Source organism: Anaerorhabdus sp. (assembly GCF_036637135.1).
Taxonomy (GTDB): Bacteria; Bacillota_I; Bacilli_A; order Erysipelotrichales; family Erysipelotrichaceae; genus Anaerorhabdus.
The window spans coordinates 41,453-60,959 of sequence record NZ_JAVWNC010000008.1 but is presented as its reverse complement, the minus strand read 5'-3'; the positions used below and the strand labels follow the sequence as shown (position 1 = coordinate 60,959).

Here is a 19,507-nt window from a genome sequence, read left to right as displayed (position 1 = left end):
TAACACAAACTAAGGACATAGTTACATGCCTAGATTTAGTCTGGGTAGCGTAGCTATTTTTATTTATTAGAAAATGGATAAGAAATAATGTCTATAGTAAAGATTAAAGTAATAAATTCACATTTTCATTCATTAATTATATGAACATTTAGAGGAAAGGTAAGATTGTATGAAAATTTTAGCGATAACAGGAGTCACTGGACCAAAGTCGGGCTCTGCGTTTTTAAGACAAGTAATTGAACATATTGATGAAGTAAAAGAAATGTTCCCTGATGGAATCAAGATACTTGTTAGAAATACTTCAAAACTAAATGGTATAGATAAACAATTATATAAATGTGAAGTTTGTGAGGGTAATCTAAATGATGAAAAATATTTGAATAGCGCATTAAAAGATGTTGATACTATTGTACATATTGCAAGTATTAAAATGTCGAAAAAAATTTGCAAACATGCTTCTCTTAACAATGTAAGAAGACTGATATTAGTTCATACGACAGGTATATATTCAAAATACAAAGAAGCTGGTGAAGAATATAGACTTATTGATGATTATTGTTATAGAACATGTAAAGAGAATAAAATTGCTCTAACGATTTTAAGACCAACAATGATTTATGGAAATATCAAGGATAATAATATAATCAAATTTGTAAAGATGGTTGACAAACTCCCAATTATGCCTGTTATCAATGGAGCAAGATATAAATTACAGCCAGTTCATTATGAAGATTTAGCAGAAGCTTATTACAAAGTTTTATTGAATGAAACACTAACAGCAAATAATGATTTTGATTTGTCGGGTGGGAATGAAGTAGAACTAAGGGATATATTAATTGAAATAGCGAATAATTTAGGAAAAAAGATACATTTTATCAACATTCCTTTTAATATAGCTTATTTCGGAGCAAATGTTTTATTTTACGTTTCTTTCAAAAAGAAAGATTATCGTGAGAAAGTACAAAGACTTTGCGAACCTAGATGTTACTCACACGATGATGCAATGAAGGTATTTGGTTATAATCCAAGAACTTTTGCTGAGGGTATAAAAGCTGAAGTGAAGGAATATATCAAAGAGGTATTATAATGTATAAAAAATTTATTAAAAGATTATTGGATATTGTATTGAGTACGATCGGAATTATTATATTCATTCCGATTTGGTTAATTTTAGCAATCTTCATTAAAGTAGATGACCCAGGACCGGTATTCTTTAAACAAAAAAGAATAGCCAAAAATAAAAACGGAGAAAAACAATTCTTTCAAATCTATAAATATAGAAGTATGAAAATGTGCACACCACATGACACACCAACACATTTATTAAAAAATCCAGAACAATATATTACAAGAGTTGGTAGATTTTTAAGAAAGACTAGTCTTGACGAATTACCTCAAATTTTCAATATCTGGAAAGGTGAAATGTCAATTATTGGACCGCGTCCAGCCCTTTGGAATCAAGATGATTTATATGTTGAACGTGAGAAATATGGTGCTAATGATGTTGTTCCAGGGCTAACTGGTTGGGCACAAATTAATGGAAGAGATGAGCTTGAGATTGATGTGAAAGCTAAACTTGATGGTGAATATGTTGAAAAGTGTAGCTTCGCAATGGATGTGAAATGTTTCTATGGAACTATACTAAACGTTTTAAGAAGTGATGGTATTGTTGAAGGCGGGACGGGTGCGACGAAGAAGAATGGGAAGAGGAAGAAATAAGGTATGAAATGTTGTATAGATGGAAAAAATATTTTGTTTTTCTCTCCTGCATTTTTTAACTATGAACAAATAATCAAAGATAAGATGGAGGAACTTGGTGCTTTCGTTGATATGTATGACGAACGATCTGTCACAAAAGCTATAGATAGAGCACTTGTAAAAATATCACCTAAGATATTTTCAAATAGAAGCCAGCGATATTATGAAAATATTATTAAACAAAATAAGGGTAAGTTGTATGATTATATTTTAATAGTTAAATGCGACATGACACCAATTGTTATTCTTGAGAAATTAAAAGAAGAGTATCCGAATGCAAAAATGTGTCTTTACTTGTGGGATTCTATAGATAACATTTCTGGAGTGACTGATAAATTTAAATTTTTTGATATCCTTCATTCTTTTGACAAGAATGATTGCAAAATATATCCTGAATTAAAGTTTAGGCCGTTGTTCTATGCTGATGAATTTCGTCATATATTAAGAGATAAACCTTATAAATATGATATATGTTTTGCCGGTACTATACATTCTGATCGTTATGCGGTTATTAAACAAGTTAAACAAATTGCTAAAACAAATAATATGAGTATTTATTTGTTTTGCTATTTACAAAGCAAATTCATTTATTATTTCTATAAAGTAACAAAAAAAGAATTCCGAAGAACTAGAATTTCAGATTTTGACTTAGAGATGAAAAGTAGTGATGAATTAGTGAATATTATTGATGATTCGAGAATTACATTAGATGTGCAACATCCAAAACAAACAGGCTTAACAATGAGAACAATAGAAATGATTGGAATGAACAAAAAGATGATTACTACCAACGAGGCTATAAAAGATTATGATTTCTATAATCCAAATAATATTAGCGTTGTTGATCGAAATAATGTTTATATTGAACCGAACTTCTTGCACACACAATATGAACAATTAGACGATTCGATTTATAAAAAATATTCTCTACAATGTTGGATTTTTGATGTTTTGAGTTAAAGGAGATATTATATGGCAAATAAATATTCTATATCGGAACTACTTAGTATCTCATTATCTCTTATTTTGACAAAGTTTTCGTACCCTCAAGCGCGTTTAATTAGGCGGCCGATATACATTCGTGGAAAAAGAGGCTTAGAAGGTGCTGTAATGTTAACAACAGGATATTCATGCAGATTCGATCTTATTGGTGATAAGAAAACTTTGCATATAGGTGAATATTGTGAGATTGGAGATAATGTTCATGTGGTTGCTTATAATTCTGTAACGATTGGAGACAATGTACTTATAGCGTCAAAAGTTTTTATTAGTGATACAAGCCATGGAAGATATAATGGAAAGATTCAAGACTCACCTTTTGTATCACCTAATAGTAGAGAGTTATATTCAAAAACTGTAGAAATTGGAGACAATGTTTGGATAGGGGAAAATGTCGTAATTCTACCAGGAAGTAAAATTGGATCAGGTTGTATTGTTGGAGCTAATTCGGTAGTGATCGGGACTATCGAAAGTGAATGTATTGCTGTTGGTTCACCGGCAAAAGTAATCAAGAAATGGAATTCTTGTATGAATAAATGGGAAAAACTATAAGGAGGAAAGATTGATGAGACAAAGAAAAGTCTGCATTTTGAGTACGGCAAATATTAAACATATGACTTTGATTTCTTTGTACACAGAGAAACTTGATCAAGAAAATATAATGTACGACATAATATATATTGATAAATATCACGAAGTCGAGAACTACGATGGTGCAAATCAATTGTATAGACATGAAATATTCATAAAACCTAGATGGTCATTCTTACGCAAATTTCTAAATTATTGGTCATTTCGAAAATACGCAATAAATATAATTAATTGTGAAATCTATGATTTTATTATTGTTTGGAATGAATTTACAATATTCATGTTTTCTGATTTCCTTAAACGACATTATAAAAATAGGTATTGTATCAATATTCGAGACGAAAATATGAATCGAATTTTTCCTGTGCAGTGGAGGTATAAACAAGCATTAATTGGTTGTTCATTTGCAACTGTATCTTCTGATTATTTTAAAGAAGTATTTCCAAGGTACGATTATTTGTTTGTTCATAGTTTTAATAAGCTTGTCACTCAAAATTTACAACCAATCAAAGTTAAGAAATCTTTGAATGATTGTATAAATTTAATGTTTATAGGTAGAATGAGTTTTCCTGATACGATGAAAAAAGTTATTGATGTACTAGGAAATGACAATAGGTTTAAATTATCACTTGTTGGGACAGGATGTGAAGTGTGGAAAACATATACTGTCGAGAAGGGATTTAGTAATGTCTATATTCGTGGCTCATTCAAGCCTTCAGAAACCGCAAATTATTTGTCAATGGCTGATGTTATTTACTCTATCAATGCGGAAGATAACGTGCATTGTGATACTCTTTTGCCAATTAAATTATATTATGCAGTAGCACTGCAAATTCCCATTTTGGTTTTTAAATCTTCTTATACATATAAATATGCAAAAGAACATAATATGGATATAGGTATCACATCTTTAGATTTTAATAGGCTTGGAGATGTTATTTATAATAAGTATCATGAATTAGATCAAGAAAAGATACGCAAAGGATGTCAATTAGCATTAAAAGAAATTCAAAAATCACAAGATGAATTAAATGAAAAAATTTATCAATATATAATATTTGGAGATAATTAAGCATGAATAAAATAATTAAAGCATTAAAAAAACCGAGAATTATATTTTGAAAATTAGCTCAATTAGGTTTTTTTAAACTAATACCAGACGAACAATATTTAAAAATATCGAGCAGAATAATGTTGGGAAAAGACTTGATTTAAACAAACTTGAAACTTTTAATGAAAAATTTCAATGGTTAAAGTTATATGATAGAAAAAAATATATGTGAACATGGTTGATAAAAATATGACGCGAAACAGTATGTTGTTAACATAATAGGATGTGAATATATAGTACCTACTCTTGGAGCATATAATAATTTTGATGATATAAATTTTGAAAATATTTCAGAAAAGTTTGTGCTTAAATGTGCACATCATTTGGGTGGAATATTCATTTGTAAAGATAAAACGAATTTTAATAAAGAGATAGTAAAAAAAAGTTGGAAAAAACTTAACTTTGATTTTTTTTATATTTAGGTAGAGAATGGCTATATAAAATTGTCAAACCAAGAATTATTGCGGAAACATTGCTAGAGTCAGAAAAAGGAAATAATTAATTTGATTATAATTTTTTTTGTTTTAATGGGACTGTGAAGTATTTTAAAATTGATTTTCATAGATTTTCAAATCATGGTGCAAATTATTATGACAGAGAAGGTAATTTATTACCATTTGGAGAAGAGTCTGTCCCACCAAATTTTAGAAAAAAATCATCTGCCCCAAAAACTGGCTGAAATGATTCAATTACTAGAAAACCTATCAAAAAAAATTTCTTAAGAATTGATTTTAATGAAATAAACGAAAAAATTTAGAGAATTAACATTTTATCCAACTTCTGGATTAGGTAGAATAACATCTGAAGAATGGAATAAGAAAATTGGACTATGGCTTGAGTTGCCAGAAAAATTGAGGTAAAAAATGAAGAAAAAAATTATTGTCTATCTAACTAGTTTTGACAAATCTGGGGGTAAAGAAAGAGTTGTAGCTAATTTATTAAAGTCTTGGAAAGATAAATATGATATTACAATCATTCTAAAGATAAATGATGCTCCATTTTATGCTGTGCCAAAAGAGGTAGATTTAATATGCATAGACGCTCCTTGTACATATTCTATGTTTGATTTAAAAATATCTAAAATAAAACGTATTTATTTTTCCGTTTTAAACAGTATTTATTCAATGAGAAAATTAAAAAAAATACTTAAACTAATTGAATATGATTACATCTATATTACAACGCCTTTAAATGGTTTTGAATGTTTTGTTGCTGATAATAAGAATGCAAAAAATAAACTAGTTGTTAGTGAACATGCATCTATAAATGCTTATAATATGATTTATTCCTTGCTCAAAAAAATAGTATATCCAAGGTCATACTGTGTTTCAGTGCCAAATAAAACGGATGTAGAAGAATACTTGAAATGGGGTTGCAATGCTTTTTTCATACCTCATCTAGTTACCTTCAAGGCTATTTCTAGAAATAAGCTTGATACTAAAATTATGCTTAATGTGGGTAGACTTACTAAAGATAAGCAACAAGATGTTTTACTTGAATTATGGGCGAAAATAAATGATAAGAAAGGTTGGAGGTTATTAATAGTTGGAGATGGTGAAGAAAAGGAAAACTTAGAAAAACTAATTGACAAACTTAATTTGAGAGATACAGTTACGTTAAAGCCAGCTCAAAAAAATGTTGAAAATATTTATAAAAATGCTTCAGCTTTTATAATTACGTCTAGAACTGAGGGCTTTGGTATGGTACTAATTGAGGCTATGTCTTTTGGAATACCCTGCATTTCTTTTAACTGTCCGAGTGGTCCGAGAGACATCATAATAGATAATGAAAATGGTTTTCTTGTAGAAAACAAAAATAAGGTAGAGATGATTAATACAATTAATAAAATAATTGATATGAGACAAGAAAATTTAATCACAATGGGAGAAACTGCATTTAATTCAATTTCATCATGGGATAACGATAAAATTTTTGACCAATGGGATAAAATATTTAAATAAATGCGTAAAATTATTATCTACAAGAAAGAAATTCATACTATTTATAAAGGTGCATCCTTATTTAATTTACATCGAGAATATAAGGTTTGTGATAGTACTTTAGAAGTGAACTGGTTTGGTACCTTGTATTTCGTTTGATTGTACTAGAGAACTACTAAATGTCATTAGAGATGATTACAATGGTAACACGTAACAAACACTGATGAAAATAAATTTATTAGTAAACTTCAGAAATATATTTTGTCGTCTTCATCAGAGTTTGGTGAATAGGTTTTGGAACTTTTGATACGATGAGAACTTGGAAAAATCGGATATTTTGAAGAAGGTAAGATGAAATCATTTTATAATCAACTATCAGAAAGGAGAATAAAATGGACATTTCAATCGTAATGACTACTTATAATGGTAGTAAATATATACTTGAACAGATGGAGTCTCTGCGAACTCAAAGTATGTCTCCTAGTGAAGTGATAATAATTGATGATTGTTCTACGGATGCTACAGTAAAAATAATTAGAGAGTATATAGAAAAGTGGAATTTATATAATTGGAAGGTATTCTCAAATGAAAAGAATGTTGGATGGATAGTTAATTTTCATAACGCATGTCAAAAGGCAACAAGTGAATTTGTTTTTTTCTGCGATCAAGATGATATATGGGAACGGGATAAAATACAGACGATGATTGAAATTATGATTGAAAATCCTTTAATTGACGTATTAGCATGTCGTATTTCTTTAATAGATGAAAATGGAAAAAAATTAGCAGATACACCAATGACGTTACCGTTTAATTCATATTCAACAGGAGATATTAAAAAAGTATTACTTACAAAAAAGTTTATATACGAAATTTCTCCAGGGTGTACAATGGTTATACGGAGTGGATTTATTTCTTTATTACAATCGATAGAATTTGAACAATCAATACCGCACGATGCGTTGTATTGGAAAATGGGAGTTTTATTAGGGAAATCATACTATATTGATTTACCATTAATTAAGTATAGAATTCATTCAACGAATGCTAGTTCACCTATGCATGGAGTTTCTAATAAAATTAAGAGAACTGAAGTTAGATTGCAAGAAGCGCTAACTTATAAAAATAATATAGATAAATTTTTGTCTTTATTGAATAAGATGCCTCAAGGTAATGAGATAAAAAGTACTAAAACTTATCTGGAAAAAATAAGTGAATTTTGTGATGCAAGAGTAACGTTGTTTAAAAATCAACATATAACGATAGAATATGTTTTACTCTATAGAAAATACTATCGAAATTTTCGTATGTTGATAGGTGATGTTAGTTGTATTTTTTTAAATAGAAAATAGGAGTGGACTAATGCAAATTAATTATTCGCTGTTTTATACTTACTGCATAATTTGTATACTTAATTTATTAGTAGGTATAAATCGGGTAAAAAAAAAGCAAATATCATATCAAAATAGACAGTTTAGATACGGTAAATTTGTAATATATAGGCCTCTTGATAATTTCTTATTATTTATACTTATCATAATGATGTTATACATATCTATTAAGACAATTAATGTTCCGGATATAGATGTATATATAAGACATTATAGAGTCTTGAACAAAAATGTCTTCGAAATTGGTTATTATTTGATTTCGAGTTTTGCATCAAATTTACATTTATCGTTTGAATGGTTCCGTGGGATTGTAATTTGTTCGTCAATAATATTAATGTATAAAGGTATTAATAAACTTGGATTTAATAAGAATATATGCTTTTCTATATATGCAGTTTATCCGTTTACTTTAGATGTAATACAAGTAAGAAATTTTTTGGCTTTAGGAATCATCATTTATGCGCTACATTTTCTAAGTGAAAGAACAATTGTGGGACGTATGAAGTTTTGTCTTGCTATTGCGATAGCTTCATCAATACATAGTCTGTCTGTGATTTATTATGTTTTGTTATTAGCAGATTATGATATTTTAGAAAAAAAATGGAAGCAAAGAACTCTTGGAATTATATTTATATTATCAGTATTGTTTTCTTTTCTACTTCGATCGTCAGGTGAAATTCAACAATTAGTTTTCAATATTTTTGCGCTGATCAATGAATCCAAAGTTTCTGCTTATGTTAATTGGAATATACAATGGGGTTTTATTCTTTATTGGTTTTTAGAATTGATTTTTATATTTATCGCATACAAAATATTTAAATATCAAACAGCAAAAAAGATAGGATCAAACTATGAAAGATTATTTTGGAATAACATAGTTTTAGCTTGTTTATTTCCGTTGTTGACTATTAATATTAATTTTTTTAGAATTTTCAGAAATATTTCAATAATGAATTATGCATTACTCGATGTAATTGTGATAAAGAAAAAGAATCTTGGACTTTTAATCCTATTTATATTTGCTGTTGCTCTAAATTATTATTTCAATATTAATACCGATATAAATAATACATTTTGGGTTTTCTTTCAAACTAGTTAGATTTGAATATAAATGAGGGAGTGAAAACTATGGATAATAGAAGTTTAGAACGAGGTATTTTTTTAATTCTAGGAGCAAACTTAATTAATTTAGTTATTAGCTTACTCACAAACTTTGTTTTACCAAAGTATCTTTCAGTTGAAAGCTATGCTTATATAAAAACTTATCAACTATATCTTAATTATATAGGAATCCTTCACCTTGGGTTTGCGGATGGATTATATCTTAAATATGGTGGCAAAAGTAAGAAAGATATTGTATCCGTTGATTTGGCATCAGAATTATCAACAATTAGAATATTTCAGATGTTAGTTTCATTAGGTGCTATAGTATTTGCATTTATTTTTAAAGATAAGGTATTAATGGTTATTGCACTTTCGATATTACCTTATAATATGGCAAATTGTTTTAAAGGTGTTTGCCAAGCCACTGGAGATTTTAAGTTTTATAGTTTGATAATTAAAGCAAACACACTTATGCTATTTTGTGTAAATATTGTTTTGCTAATACTAAGAAATGACAATTATTTTATATATATAAGTTGCTATTGTGTTGTTTATATTGTTGTGTGGCTAATACTAGAAGAAAGCTTTAGAAGAAAAATATTAGGATCAGTAAAACTATATAGATCGTTTTTGCCTCGAGTTTTTTTTACAAATATTAAGAATGGTATGTTTCTAATGCTTGGTAATTTTTGTTCACTAATAATGGTAGGCATGGACCGCTGGTTTGTTAAAGTATTGATGAATACTACTGCTTTTGCGCAATATAGTTTTTCTGTATCAATGGTTAGTTTTCTAAATTATGCAGTTACACCGGTTACAACAACGTTATATAACTATTTTTGTCAAGGAAGAACAAATAATGAAATAGTGAATGTGAGAAGAATGATTTTGTTATTCTCTTCTGCTTTGATTTCGTGTGCTTATCCAGCAAAATTTATACTTGATGTATATTTACCTAAGTATATAGAAGCTGCTGACTCATTATTCATTCTCTTTGCAGCACAATTATTTTTTATTATTGTACAAAGTATATATACTAATCTGTATAAAGCACAAAAACGACAACGTGAATATTTTATAAAATTGTGTTTGGTAGTAGTGGTTGGTGTAATATTAAATTGGTTGTGTTTTGAAGTGTATCCAGTTAAAGAAGCGTTCGCGATTGGAACGCTGTTGTCTGCAATGTTTTGGCTTGTTTTGTGTCAAATTGATTTTAATAATGTATCAATGAAATTTAATGAAATTATCTATATGATTCTTACAATAGGTGTATTTTTATGTGCAGGCTATTTGTTAGGTGCTATATCAGGATGTATAGTTTACTGTGTTACGGTTGTTTTTTGTGCGCGTATATTTATGCACAAAGAGTTTAAGCAAATTATCTGTTTATTAAAAATGTTAATGAGAAAAAAAATTAGAATGTAGAATAACTTATAGTTGATTCCGTTTGTTATTTTGAAATATAACAAAAAATCATCAAAAAAAAGTAATATTTTTAACTTGAAACTGAATAACAATATTTCCATCAAAGAACTTAAATTCAAAATGATTGTTGCTTTTTTTATGATGAAAAATCAAGAGAAATTATTTGTTGTGAGCACAAAAATTATTCTAAGTTATGTATAAAAAAATATTGAGGGGTGAACGAAATGAAAATATTAGTTACTGGGGCAAATGGCTATTTAGGTCTTGGAGTTGTTAAGCAATTGCTTGATGATGGTATGGAAGTCATAGCAACAGATTTTAAAACAGATAAAGTAGATAGTAGATCAAGCAAAGTAAATTGTGATTTATTCTCTATTGAAGATCCGTACTCATACTTTGGCAATCCGGATGTTGTTCTTCACATGGCATGGAGAGATGGATTTATACACAATGCTAATAGTCATATTATTGATTTACCAAAACATCACTTATTCATTGAGAAAATATTCAAAAGTAATGTAAAAAATATTGCAGTCATGGGTTCTATGCATGAAGTAGGATTTTGGGAAGGAAGTATCGATGAAAGATCTCCTTGTAATCCAATGAGTTTATATGGGATTTCGAAGAATGCTCTTCGTCAGGATGTCGAATATATGGCAAAAACATATGGTAGGAACTATCAATGGTTAAGAGGTTATTATATTGTGGGCAATACTGCATACGGATCATCAATTTTCTCTAAATTGTATAAAGCGGCAAGTGAAGAGGGGAAAAAAGAGTTTCCTTTTACTATGGGATTAAATCAGTTTGATTTTATAAATTATGATGATTTTTGTCTTCAAGTTGCAGCAACCATTGAACAAGATAGAGTAAATGGAATAGTCAATATTTGCACTGGAAGACCGGAGAAATTAGCAGATAGAGTTGAAAAATTCATTGTCGAGAACGGATTTAGCATAAAGCTTAAATATGGAGTATTCCCAGATAGACCTTATGATTCAAAAGCTGTGTGGGGAAATAACTATAAGATTGAAAAAATAAAAAAAGAAAGAAAATAGATATTTAATTCTGGCTGAGCTGTACAAGTCATGCATTTATCAAAATTAAAATTCTAAGGGAAATTCTTAACAAAAAGTGAATGACACATTATGATAAAATACATATTAATGTGACTAACCAAACTAGCTATTGTTACTTTTAAATTTTTTAGGTATTACAATAATTAATAATTATTGAAGTTTTTTTGGTTCCAATGTTGTTTATAATATAGCGCTACTGCTTTTATTATTTAATAAGTTGTATTAATTCACTAGTCGAGTAATAACTAATTTAATATATTTAGATAAAAAATACTCCATTTATTTTAAAACCATATTTTAATTTTGTAGAGTAAATCTACATTCAAGTTATTTGCTTTTTGATAATATAGATGTTTTAATCGCGTATCGATGTTGTTGTCCTAGTAGTTAATATGAAATTATCTTATATAAATATTAAGACTTTAGAAACTCTGTTTGTAAGGTGAATAGGAAATATATTAAGTATTATTAAGAATACTTAAACATTTGATTAAAAAAACACATGAAGATGATAATATGGCATTTTTATATTTTGTTTGAACAAAATGAGAAGAGAAACGAAGAAAATTATATTAGATAGAGAATCTAGTACATGATTGAATACTCTTACAAAAGTAGCAAGTAAACTGTTATTACCTATTTATGATAAACCAATGATTTATTATCCAATGAGTATATTAATATATGCTAGATCATTGATATTTTAATTATTGCAATGCTAATAGACACACTGAACTTTGAAGAATTATTGGATAATTGAAGTAAATTTGAGATTAATTTACAATATGCAGTTCAATCAAGTTCGGATGGATTAACTCAAGTATTTATTATAGGAAAAGAGTTTATTGGTGACATCAAAGTTGCCAAGGTTTTAGGTGATAATTTTTTTACTCGATACGGATTATGTAAACGGTTGTATCAAACTATAGAGAATGATGGGAATGGTAAAGGAACTATAGTTTTGAATATTATGTAGATAATCCAGAACATTTTAAAATTGTAGAATTCAATAATGAAAGAAAAGCCATTAGTATAGAAGAAAAGTTAAGTAAGTCAAAGAGAAATTATTGTGTAACTGTTTTATATTTTTATGAAATGACGTTGTAACGTATGCAAGAAATTAAAACTAAGTGCTCAAGGAGAACTTGAAATAACAGATTCAAACAGAATCTATTTGGAAATAATGAATTAAATGTAGAACTATTAGGACAAGGATTTGCTTGTTAAGATACATGCACTCATGAAAGTCCAGTTGAAACGAATAACATTGTTAAGAGAATTGAATCTTATCTATATCAAAGATTGCATGCCTTGAAGAAATTTCCTATTTAAATAGATGGATTTTTTTAAGGAAGGAATATTAATGATATATAAGTAATGAAAAGAAATCAATATGGACAATATTTAAAAGGATGTTGTTGGTAAATATTTGGAACAATTAAGATAGGGGATTATTTGATGAAAATTATTAAGACAGAAATTGAAGGATTATTAATTATTGAAACAGATGTATTTGGTGATCATCGTGGATATTTCACCGAAACTTATAACAAGGCTAAATATCAAGAAATGGGAATTAACGTAGATTTTGTGCAAGACAATATGTCGTTTAGTGCCCAAAAAGGAACACTAAGAGGATTACATTGGCAAAATCCACCATATGCTCAATCAAAACTTGTTTCTTGCACTAAGGGAACAGTAATTGATGTTGTAGTAGATATTCGAAAAGGTAGTCCAACATATGGAAAGTATGTTAGTTGCGAATTAAGCGCTGAAAATCATAAACAATTCTTTATTCCTCAAGGATTTGCTCATGGTTTTTTAACTTTAACTGACGATGTAGAATTTAGATATAAAGTGGATAATGTATATAATAAAGAATCCGAAGGAAGTACTCGGTATGATGATCCTAGTATTAATGTTGATTGGGGTCAATTATTAAATGGAATTGTTCCGGTATTAAGTGAAAAAGATAAGGTAGGGCCAATGCTCTCTAAAGCTAATAATCAGTTTAAGTATAAGGAGAACTGTTAATAATGAAGGTATTTGTAACTGGAGTCTGTGGTCAATTAGGTCATGATGTCATGAATGAATTAACTAAACGTGGATATAAAGGTATCGGTAGTGATATTAAAGATACTTATAATGGTACAAAAGATGGATTCACGATAATTACTATGCCGTATGTTCAATTAGATATTACAAATCAAGAGATGGTTAATAAATCAATTAATAAATTTAAGCCAGATGTAATTATACATTGTGCAGCATGGACTGCAGTGGATGACGCAGAAGATGAAGATAAACAAGAATTAGTTAGAAATATTAATGTAGAAGGTACTAAGTATTTAGTTAAAGCTGCAAAAAAAATAAATGCCAAGATGGTTTATATTTCAACTGACTATGTCTTTGATGGTCAAGGTGAAAGTCCATGGCTTCCTGATTGTAAAGATTACGGACCACTAAATGTATATGGAAAATCAAAGTTAGATGGTGAAATAGCAGTAGCTAGTACATTAGATAATTATTTTATTGTTCGAATTGCATGGGCATTTGGTTTAAATGGCAATAACTTCATTAAGACAATGCTTAATCTAAGTGAGAAGTATAAAGAATTAAGAGTAGTCAATGATCAAATTGGTACACCAACATATACATTTGACTTAGTAAGATTGCTAGTCGATATGATTGAAACTAATAAATATGGCTATTATCATGTCACTAATGAAGGCGGATATATTTCTTGGTGTGATTTTGCAAAAGAAATCTTTAAACAAGCTAATGTAGAGGTGAATGTTATTCCTGTAACTACTGAGGAGTATGGTGCCTCTAAAGCAAAACGTCCATTTAACAGTCGTTTAGATAAATCTAAACTTGTAGAAAATGGCTTTGAATCATTACCAACATGGCAGGATGCGTTAAGCAGATATTTAAAAGAAGTGAAATAATATAATTCAAGTTACTATCCTAAAATTGGATAGAAATTTAATATTTTTATGAAGTTCAAATTGCAAAACAATCGTCACTCAAATAAAAACAGTGTATTGCAAAACAATAAAGGGGAACTTATCGATGAAGAAATTATTAATCAAACTACTTGCGGAAAAAATAGTGAATGCTAGAAAAGAAATGAATGTATCTCAACAAGAATTAGCTAACTTAACAAATATTAACTGCACAGAGCTTAACCATTTAGAAGAATGTGATTACTATCCATCAATCCAACAACTCGAAGCACTATGTAAAGCACTAATATTCGAACTAGAGGATTTCTATATCGAAGAAGTTGTTACAAAAAAAGAGAATATTAGTGGTATAAGAATTGTTGTAGCAGGTACGGGCTATGTAGGATTATCAATCGCAACATTATTATCACAAGAGAATCATGTAATCGCAATAGATATTATTGAAGACAGAATTAGTAAGATAAACAATAGAATCTCTCCTATTCAAGATAATGAAATACAGAGATTTTTTAATGAAATCAAATTAAACTTAGTTGCGACTTTAAATGGAAAAGAAGCATATGAAAAAGCCGACTTTGTTGTGGTGGCTACACCAACAAATTACGATGCACAAAAAAATTATTTCGACACATCATCTGTTGAAAGTGTTATTGAAGAAGTAACAAAAGTAAATCCTAACGCAATCATTGTTATTAAATCAACAATACCTGTAGGATTTACGGAATCAATTATTCAAAAAACAGGAAATAAAAATATTTTATTTAGTCCTGAGTTCTTAAGAGAAAGTAAAGCTTTATATGATAATTTGTATCCAAGTCGTATCATTGTAGGAACTGATTTAAATAATCCTAAACTTGTAAAAGCAGCACAAACATTTGCATTGTTATTACAAGAAGGTGCAATTAAAGAAGAAATAGAAGTGAGATATACAGGTTATACAGAAGCTGAAGCAATTAAATTATTCGCAAACACCTATTTGGCACTTAGAGTGTCATTTTTTAATGAGTTAGATACTTATGCTGAAATAAGAGGGTTAAATACGAATCAAATAATCGATGGAGTTTGTTTGGATCCAAGAATTGGAGGTCATTATAATAATCCTTCATTTGGATATGGTGGATATTGTTTACCTAAAGATACTAAGCAACTTCTTGCGAATTATGAAGATGTGCCACAAAATCTTATGTCTGCAATTGTTGATGCGAATAGAACACGAAAAGATCATATTGCAGATATGATAATTAGACGTAATCCTAAGATTGTCGGTATTTATCGATTAACAATGAAAACTGATTCTGATAACTTTAGACAATCAGCAATTCAAGGTGTTATGAAACGGATAAAAGCTAAAGGTATTGAAGTTGTATTGTATGAACCTGCTTTGAAAGAAGATTATTTTTTTAATTCAAGAGTTATTCGTGATATCAATGAATTCAAAGAAATATCTGATGTAATTGTTGTGAATCGTTTATCAGATGAAATAAAAGATGTCTTCGATAAAATATATACAAGAGATTTATTTAGTAGAGACTAGTTTTTTAAATTATTTGTTTATGCTATGATATCTCATGTGAGGGAATTGTATGAAAGAAATAGTTGATGCAATAGGAATGTCTCGTTCAATTACTAGAATTGCGCATGAGATAATAGAAAAGAATAAAGGTACAGATAATATAGTTCTAGTTGGAATTAAGACTAGAGGAGAATTTTTGGCGAAACGTTTAGCTGAGAAAATTAATCACTTTGAAGAAGTAGCTGTTCCGTATGTTGGGATAGATATTAATTATTGGAGAGACGATGAGAAGAAAAAAGTAGGGGATATTCCTACGATTAATGTTGACCTTCAAGGTAAAATTGTGATTATTGTTGATGATGTATTGTTTTCTGGTCGTACGATACGTGCTGCGATGGATGGTATCATGAATTATGCAAGGCCTGCAGAAATACATTTAGCAGTATTGGTGGATCGAGGTCATAGAGAATTACCAATTCGTGCTGATTATGTAGGGAAGAATTTACCTACATCAAAGAAGGAAATAGTTTCTGTTAAAATGGCAGAAATCGATGAAGTAGATAGCATTTGTATAGAATAAGTAAAGGTGCAGCCATTTGGTTGCACCTTTATTCGTTTATAGTAGTGAAATGTATAAATTCTTTATATCTTCAAATGAAGGATCTTTAGGATTACCTGGACGGCATGCATCATCCATTGCGGATTGTGCTAGGAAGTCTAAGTCTGCTTCTTTTACAATTTCTTTTAAGTTAGTTGGAATACCAACATCAGTAGATAATTGTTGAACAGCATCACATGCAGCTTGACGATATTCTTCTTGGCTCATGCCTTGTGTGTTTACTCCCATTGCTTCAGCGATTGCTTTGTATTTTTCACCAGTGCATTCTGCATTGTATTTCATAACAGTTGGTAGAATAATCGCATTTGCGATACCATGAGGTGTATCGTATAGAGCACCTAGTGGATGAGCCATTGAGTGTACAATACCTAGTCCTACATTAGAGAATCCCATACCTGCAATATATTGACCTAAAGCCATATCTTCTCTACCTTGAGGATCGTTATCTACTGCTTTTCTTAATGATCTTGAAATGATTTCGATTGCTTTTAGATGCATCATATCTGACATCTCCCAAGCACCCTTTGTGATGTAGCCTTCAATGGCGTGTGTTAAGGCATCCATACCAGTAGCGGCAGTTAGACCTTTTGGCATAGTTGACATCATATCAGGGTCTACAAAGGCTACTACAGGGATATCGTGAGGGTCAACGCATACAAGTTTTCTATTGTTGGCTGCATCGGTGATTACATAGTTAATTGTAACTTCAGCTGCAGTTCCAGCAGTAGTAGGTATTGCGAATGTTGGAACACATGGATTTTTAGTAGGGGCAACACCTTCTAATGATTTAACATCAGCGAATTCTGGATTAGTAATAATAATACCAATCGCTTTGGCAGTATCCATACTAGAACCTCCACCAATAGAAACAATAAAATCTGCACCACTTGTTTTAAATGCTTCAACACCATGTTGAACATTTTCAATAGTAGGGTTAGGTTTGATATCATCATAGATAACATAAGGACATTGTGCATCAGTTAATACCTTTAACACTTTGTCTGTTACTCCAAATTTAATTAAATCAGGATCTGAGCATACAAATGCTTTCTTGAAACCATAATTCTTTACTTCGTCTTTAATGTGCCCAATAGCACCAGCACCATGGTAAGAAGTACCATTTAAAATAAAACGATTTGTCATTTTCATTTTCCTCCTTGTGACATGTATCTGTGATTATTTTAACAAGTACACAAGAAAAAAATAAGTTACACATTGTTTGGAGTGTAACTTATTTTAGTTTTAGTATCGATAAATCTTCTTTTAAAGGTTCTGGTAGTGCTTGTATTAATAGGGTAGCTATTTCTTTGGGTGGAAGTTTCATACCATTTTTTACCCAGTCAACAGTCATATCAATTGATCCTCTACAATACATCTTGAGTAAAAAAGTAGTTTGATTATCTAGTGGTATGTGTGTTTTTTTCTCAATGATTTTAGTATAGAAATCAAGTATTGTTTCATAGTCATATTGAACTAAAGAATTGGCATCATTACTTGAAAAAGCTTCATAAAAGAAATTGTATTCTTGTTCAATAAAATTGAACTTTTTAACTAGTCCTTCATAGAGTGTTTTACTAAGTCCCATTTCTTTAAAAGATTGCATGACTAACTCTTCAAAATACCAATTGACTAAGTCATATTTATCCACAAAATGACGATAAAAAGTTTGACGTGTACAATGAGCTTCTTTGACAATATCAGTTACTGTAATTTTGTCTAGAGGACATGTTTTCATCAAGGTTTTGATTGAATTTGCAAGTTTTAATTTCGTAATATCCATGTACAATAGTTTATCACACAGATGGTATTTATTCCACGGTAGTTGTGCGCGATATTTTGGAAAGAGAGAAGGGAAGAAATCAAAGGCAGATATCGGATGCCCTTCTTTTAAAAAAATTATCATGCTCCTGAGTGATAACATTGGTTCAATTGTTTCGACCACTTCTATCGGAAATATACTTGTAAATGAAGGACTTTTAGAAGATTCGAAACGGAAAGGTATACCAAGTGGGCATACAATCCAAAATTATATTGAAGTCTTGCTTGAATCTTATTTTTTCTACGAGATAAAACGATTTGATATCAAGCGGAAGGAATATCTTAAAACACTTGGAAAGTATTATGTTGTGGATGTTGGTCTAAGAAATTATCTTTTAGGAATCAGAGATAGAGACAGAGGTCATATTTTAGAAAATATTGTATATCTTGAACTTTTAAGACGCGGATATGATGTTGCAATCGGAAAAATTGATAATTTAGAAATTGACTTCATTGCAACGAATGCAGATGAAAAAATCTACATACAGGTTACAGAATCAATGACAGAGGAAGTTGTTAGAAAACGTGAGTTAACACCGCTACAAAAAATAGCTGACAACTATGAAAAACTGATTATCAGTGTGGATGAAGAAGAATCTATCTCATATGAAGGAATTAAACAACTGAATTTAATAGAGGGGCTTCTTCAATAAATAAACCTACTTTCTTGCTTCTATCAAAAGCTAGGTGCTTTTATTATGAAGGACGTAATACGTATTCAAAGAATTAATTGATTGATGGAGAGTATTATATCTTTATTAAAGATATTTATTTTATTTGGAATATACATCGAGAAAAGCTAACAATTTTATGGATTGTTAGCTTTAAAATTAATTTATATTCTTATGGTTCTATTGCATTAATTCTTTGATTTCGCTTTGAGAGAAGTACATTGTGAGGGCATCTTCAATCTCTATTTCAGGATAATTTAACTCTTTCATGATAATAATTGTTTTTGCTATTCTAGGTTTACCTCCTACAAGGAATGAAAATTCAACACCTGCTTTTAATGTGTCTAATGGTGGAAATCCTGCACCTGCAAATGCTTCTACAACATCTTCGAAAGAACTATTTTTTCCATCAATATCATTGGCGATTTGTTTGGCACACTCTATTGAGGACATGCTATTTTGGCGGTAAGGCTGGGTGAATTTATTGAATATTGCAAATTTGTCCATAAAACAGACCTCCTT

Annotated in this window: 19 protein-coding genes and 2 pseudogenes; 18 read left to right on the top strand and 3 right to left on the bottom strand. The window is 29.6% G+C overall.

From position 1 onward, the window contains the following. The first annotated feature begins 169 nt into the window (after nucleotides 1-169). From RR643_RS02730 to pyrR, 17 genes and pseudogenes are all read left to right on the top strand, one after another. Nucleotides 170-1,087 carry an NAD-dependent epimerase/dehydratase family protein gene (locus tag RR643_RS02730; protein ID WP_332482253.1) on the top strand — a complete coding sequence of 306 codons (918 nt, stop codon included), beginning with the start codon at nucleotides 170-172 and terminating at the stop codon, nucleotides 1,085-1,087. Then, complete coding sequence (locus RR643_RS02725) at nucleotides 1,087-1,719, top strand: sugar transferase (RefSeq protein WP_332482252.1); 633 nt, start codon at nucleotides 1,087-1,089, stop codon at nucleotides 1,717-1,719. The genes RR643_RS02730 and RR643_RS02725 overlap by 1 nt, the downstream gene beginning before the upstream one ends. 3 nt (nucleotides 1,720-1,722) lie before the next feature. Next, nucleotides 1,723-2,718 carry a hypothetical protein gene (locus tag RR643_RS02720; RefSeq protein ID WP_332482251.1) on the top strand — a complete coding sequence of 332 codons (996 nt, stop codon included), beginning with the start codon at nucleotides 1,723-1,725 and terminating at the stop codon, nucleotides 2,716-2,718. A gap of 12 nt (nucleotides 2,719-2,730) precedes the next feature. After that, nucleotides 2,731-3,309: a DapH/DapD/GlmU-related protein gene (locus RR643_RS02715; protein WP_332482250.1), complete on the top strand. Its 579-nt coding sequence runs from the start codon at nucleotides 2,731-2,733 to the stop codon at nucleotides 3,307-3,309. Between the two features lie 13 nt (nucleotides 3,310-3,322). Further along, nucleotides 3,323-4,420: a hypothetical protein gene (locus tag RR643_RS02710; protein ID WP_332482249.1), complete on the top strand. Its 1,098-nt coding sequence runs from the start codon at nucleotides 3,323-3,325 to the stop codon at nucleotides 4,418-4,420. 236 nt (nucleotides 4,421-4,656) lie between these two features. Then, nucleotides 4,657-4,881: pseudogene (locus tag RR643_RS11675) on the top strand (ATP-grasp fold amidoligase family protein); the annotation flags it as partial. Nucleotides 4,882-4,976: 95 nt separating this feature from the next. Beyond that, a pseudogene (locus RR643_RS11670) lies at nucleotides 4,977-5,138 on the top strand (ATP-grasp fold amidoligase family protein); the annotation flags it as partial. Between the two features lie 184 nt (nucleotides 5,139-5,322). Further along, a complete protein-coding gene (locus tag RR643_RS02705) occupies nucleotides 5,323-6,420 on the top strand; it encodes a glycosyltransferase family 4 protein (protein ID WP_332482248.1) in 1,098 nt (365 codons plus the stop codon). A gap of 371 nt (nucleotides 6,421-6,791) precedes the next feature. After that, on the top strand, nucleotides 6,792-7,751 hold the full coding sequence (locus RR643_RS02700; RefSeq protein WP_332482247.1) for a glycosyltransferase family 2 protein: 960 nt from the start codon (nucleotides 6,792-6,794) through the stop codon (nucleotides 7,749-7,751). 10 nt (nucleotides 7,752-7,761) lie between these two features. Further along, nucleotides 7,762-8,889, top strand: a complete 1,128-nt coding sequence (locus RR643_RS02695; RefSeq protein WP_332482246.1) for an EpsG family protein — start codon at nucleotides 7,762-7,764, stop codon at nucleotides 8,887-8,889. A 29-nt stretch (nucleotides 8,890-8,918) separates the two neighbouring features. Then, entirely contained in the window at nucleotides 8,919-10,319 is a 1,401-nt protein-coding gene (locus tag RR643_RS02690) for a lipopolysaccharide biosynthesis protein (protein ID WP_332482245.1), read from the top strand. A gap of 224 nt (nucleotides 10,320-10,543) precedes the next feature. Next, complete coding sequence (locus RR643_RS02685; protein ID WP_332482244.1) at nucleotides 10,544-11,377, top strand: NAD-dependent epimerase/dehydratase family protein; 834 nt, start codon at nucleotides 10,544-10,546, stop codon at nucleotides 11,375-11,377. 793 nt (nucleotides 11,378-12,170) lie between these two features. Next, nucleotides 12,171-12,374, top strand: a complete 204-nt coding sequence (locus tag RR643_RS02680; protein WP_332482255.1) for a hypothetical protein — start codon at nucleotides 12,171-12,173, stop codon at nucleotides 12,372-12,374. A 482-nt stretch (nucleotides 12,375-12,856) separates the two neighbouring features. Beyond that, nucleotides 12,857-13,432 carry a dTDP-4-dehydrorhamnose 3,5-epimerase gene (gene rfbC / locus RR643_RS02675; RefSeq protein WP_332482243.1) on the top strand — a complete coding sequence of 192 codons (576 nt, stop codon included), beginning with the start codon at nucleotides 12,857-12,859 and terminating at the stop codon, nucleotides 13,430-13,432. A gap of 2 nt (nucleotides 13,433-13,434) precedes the next feature. Further along, on the top strand, nucleotides 13,435-14,346 hold the full coding sequence (rfbD, locus tag RR643_RS02670; RefSeq protein ID WP_332482242.1) for a dTDP-4-dehydrorhamnose reductase: 912 nt from the start codon (nucleotides 13,435-13,437) through the stop codon (nucleotides 14,344-14,346). Nucleotides 14,347-14,713: 367 nt separating this feature from the next. Further along, entirely contained in the window at nucleotides 14,714-15,898 is a 1,185-nt protein-coding gene (locus RR643_RS02665) for a nucleotide sugar dehydrogenase (protein WP_332482254.1), read from the top strand. Between the two features lie 49 nt (nucleotides 15,899-15,947). Then, nucleotides 15,948-16,457, top strand: a complete 510-nt coding sequence (gene pyrR, locus RR643_RS02660; RefSeq protein WP_332482241.1) for a bifunctional pyr operon transcriptional regulator/uracil phosphoribosyltransferase PyrR — start codon at nucleotides 15,948-15,950, stop codon at nucleotides 16,455-16,457. A 36-nt stretch (nucleotides 16,458-16,493) separates the two neighbouring features. On the opposite strand, the gene fucO is transcribed toward pyrR, so the two are convergent. Further along, a complete protein-coding gene (gene fucO, locus RR643_RS02655) occupies nucleotides 16,494-17,639 on the bottom strand; it encodes a lactaldehyde reductase (RefSeq protein WP_332469253.1) in 1,146 nt (381 codons plus the stop codon). 88 nt (nucleotides 17,640-17,727) lie between these two features. After that, nucleotides 17,728-18,276 (bottom strand): TetR/AcrR family transcriptional regulator C-terminal domain-containing protein, encoded by a 549-nt coding sequence (locus RR643_RS02650; RefSeq protein ID WP_332482240.1) that lies wholly within the window; start codon nucleotides 18,274-18,276, stop codon nucleotides 17,728-17,730. On the opposite strand from RR643_RS02650, the gene RR643_RS02645 reads away from it, so the two are divergent. Then, nucleotides 18,275-18,967 carry an ATP-binding protein gene (locus RR643_RS02645; protein ID WP_332482239.1) on the top strand — a complete coding sequence of 231 codons (693 nt, stop codon included), beginning with the start codon at nucleotides 18,275-18,277 and terminating at the stop codon, nucleotides 18,965-18,967. The genes RR643_RS02650 and RR643_RS02645 overlap by 2 nt on opposite strands. Before the next feature lie 198 nt (nucleotides 18,968-19,165). Here the strand turns inward: RR643_RS02645 and RR643_RS02640 are convergent, their stop codons facing one another. Then, nucleotides 19,166-19,492 (bottom strand): hypothetical protein, encoded by a 327-nt coding sequence (locus RR643_RS02640; protein WP_332482238.1) that lies wholly within the window; start codon nucleotides 19,490-19,492, stop codon nucleotides 19,166-19,168. Nucleotides 19,493-19,507 lie beyond the last annotated feature (15 nt).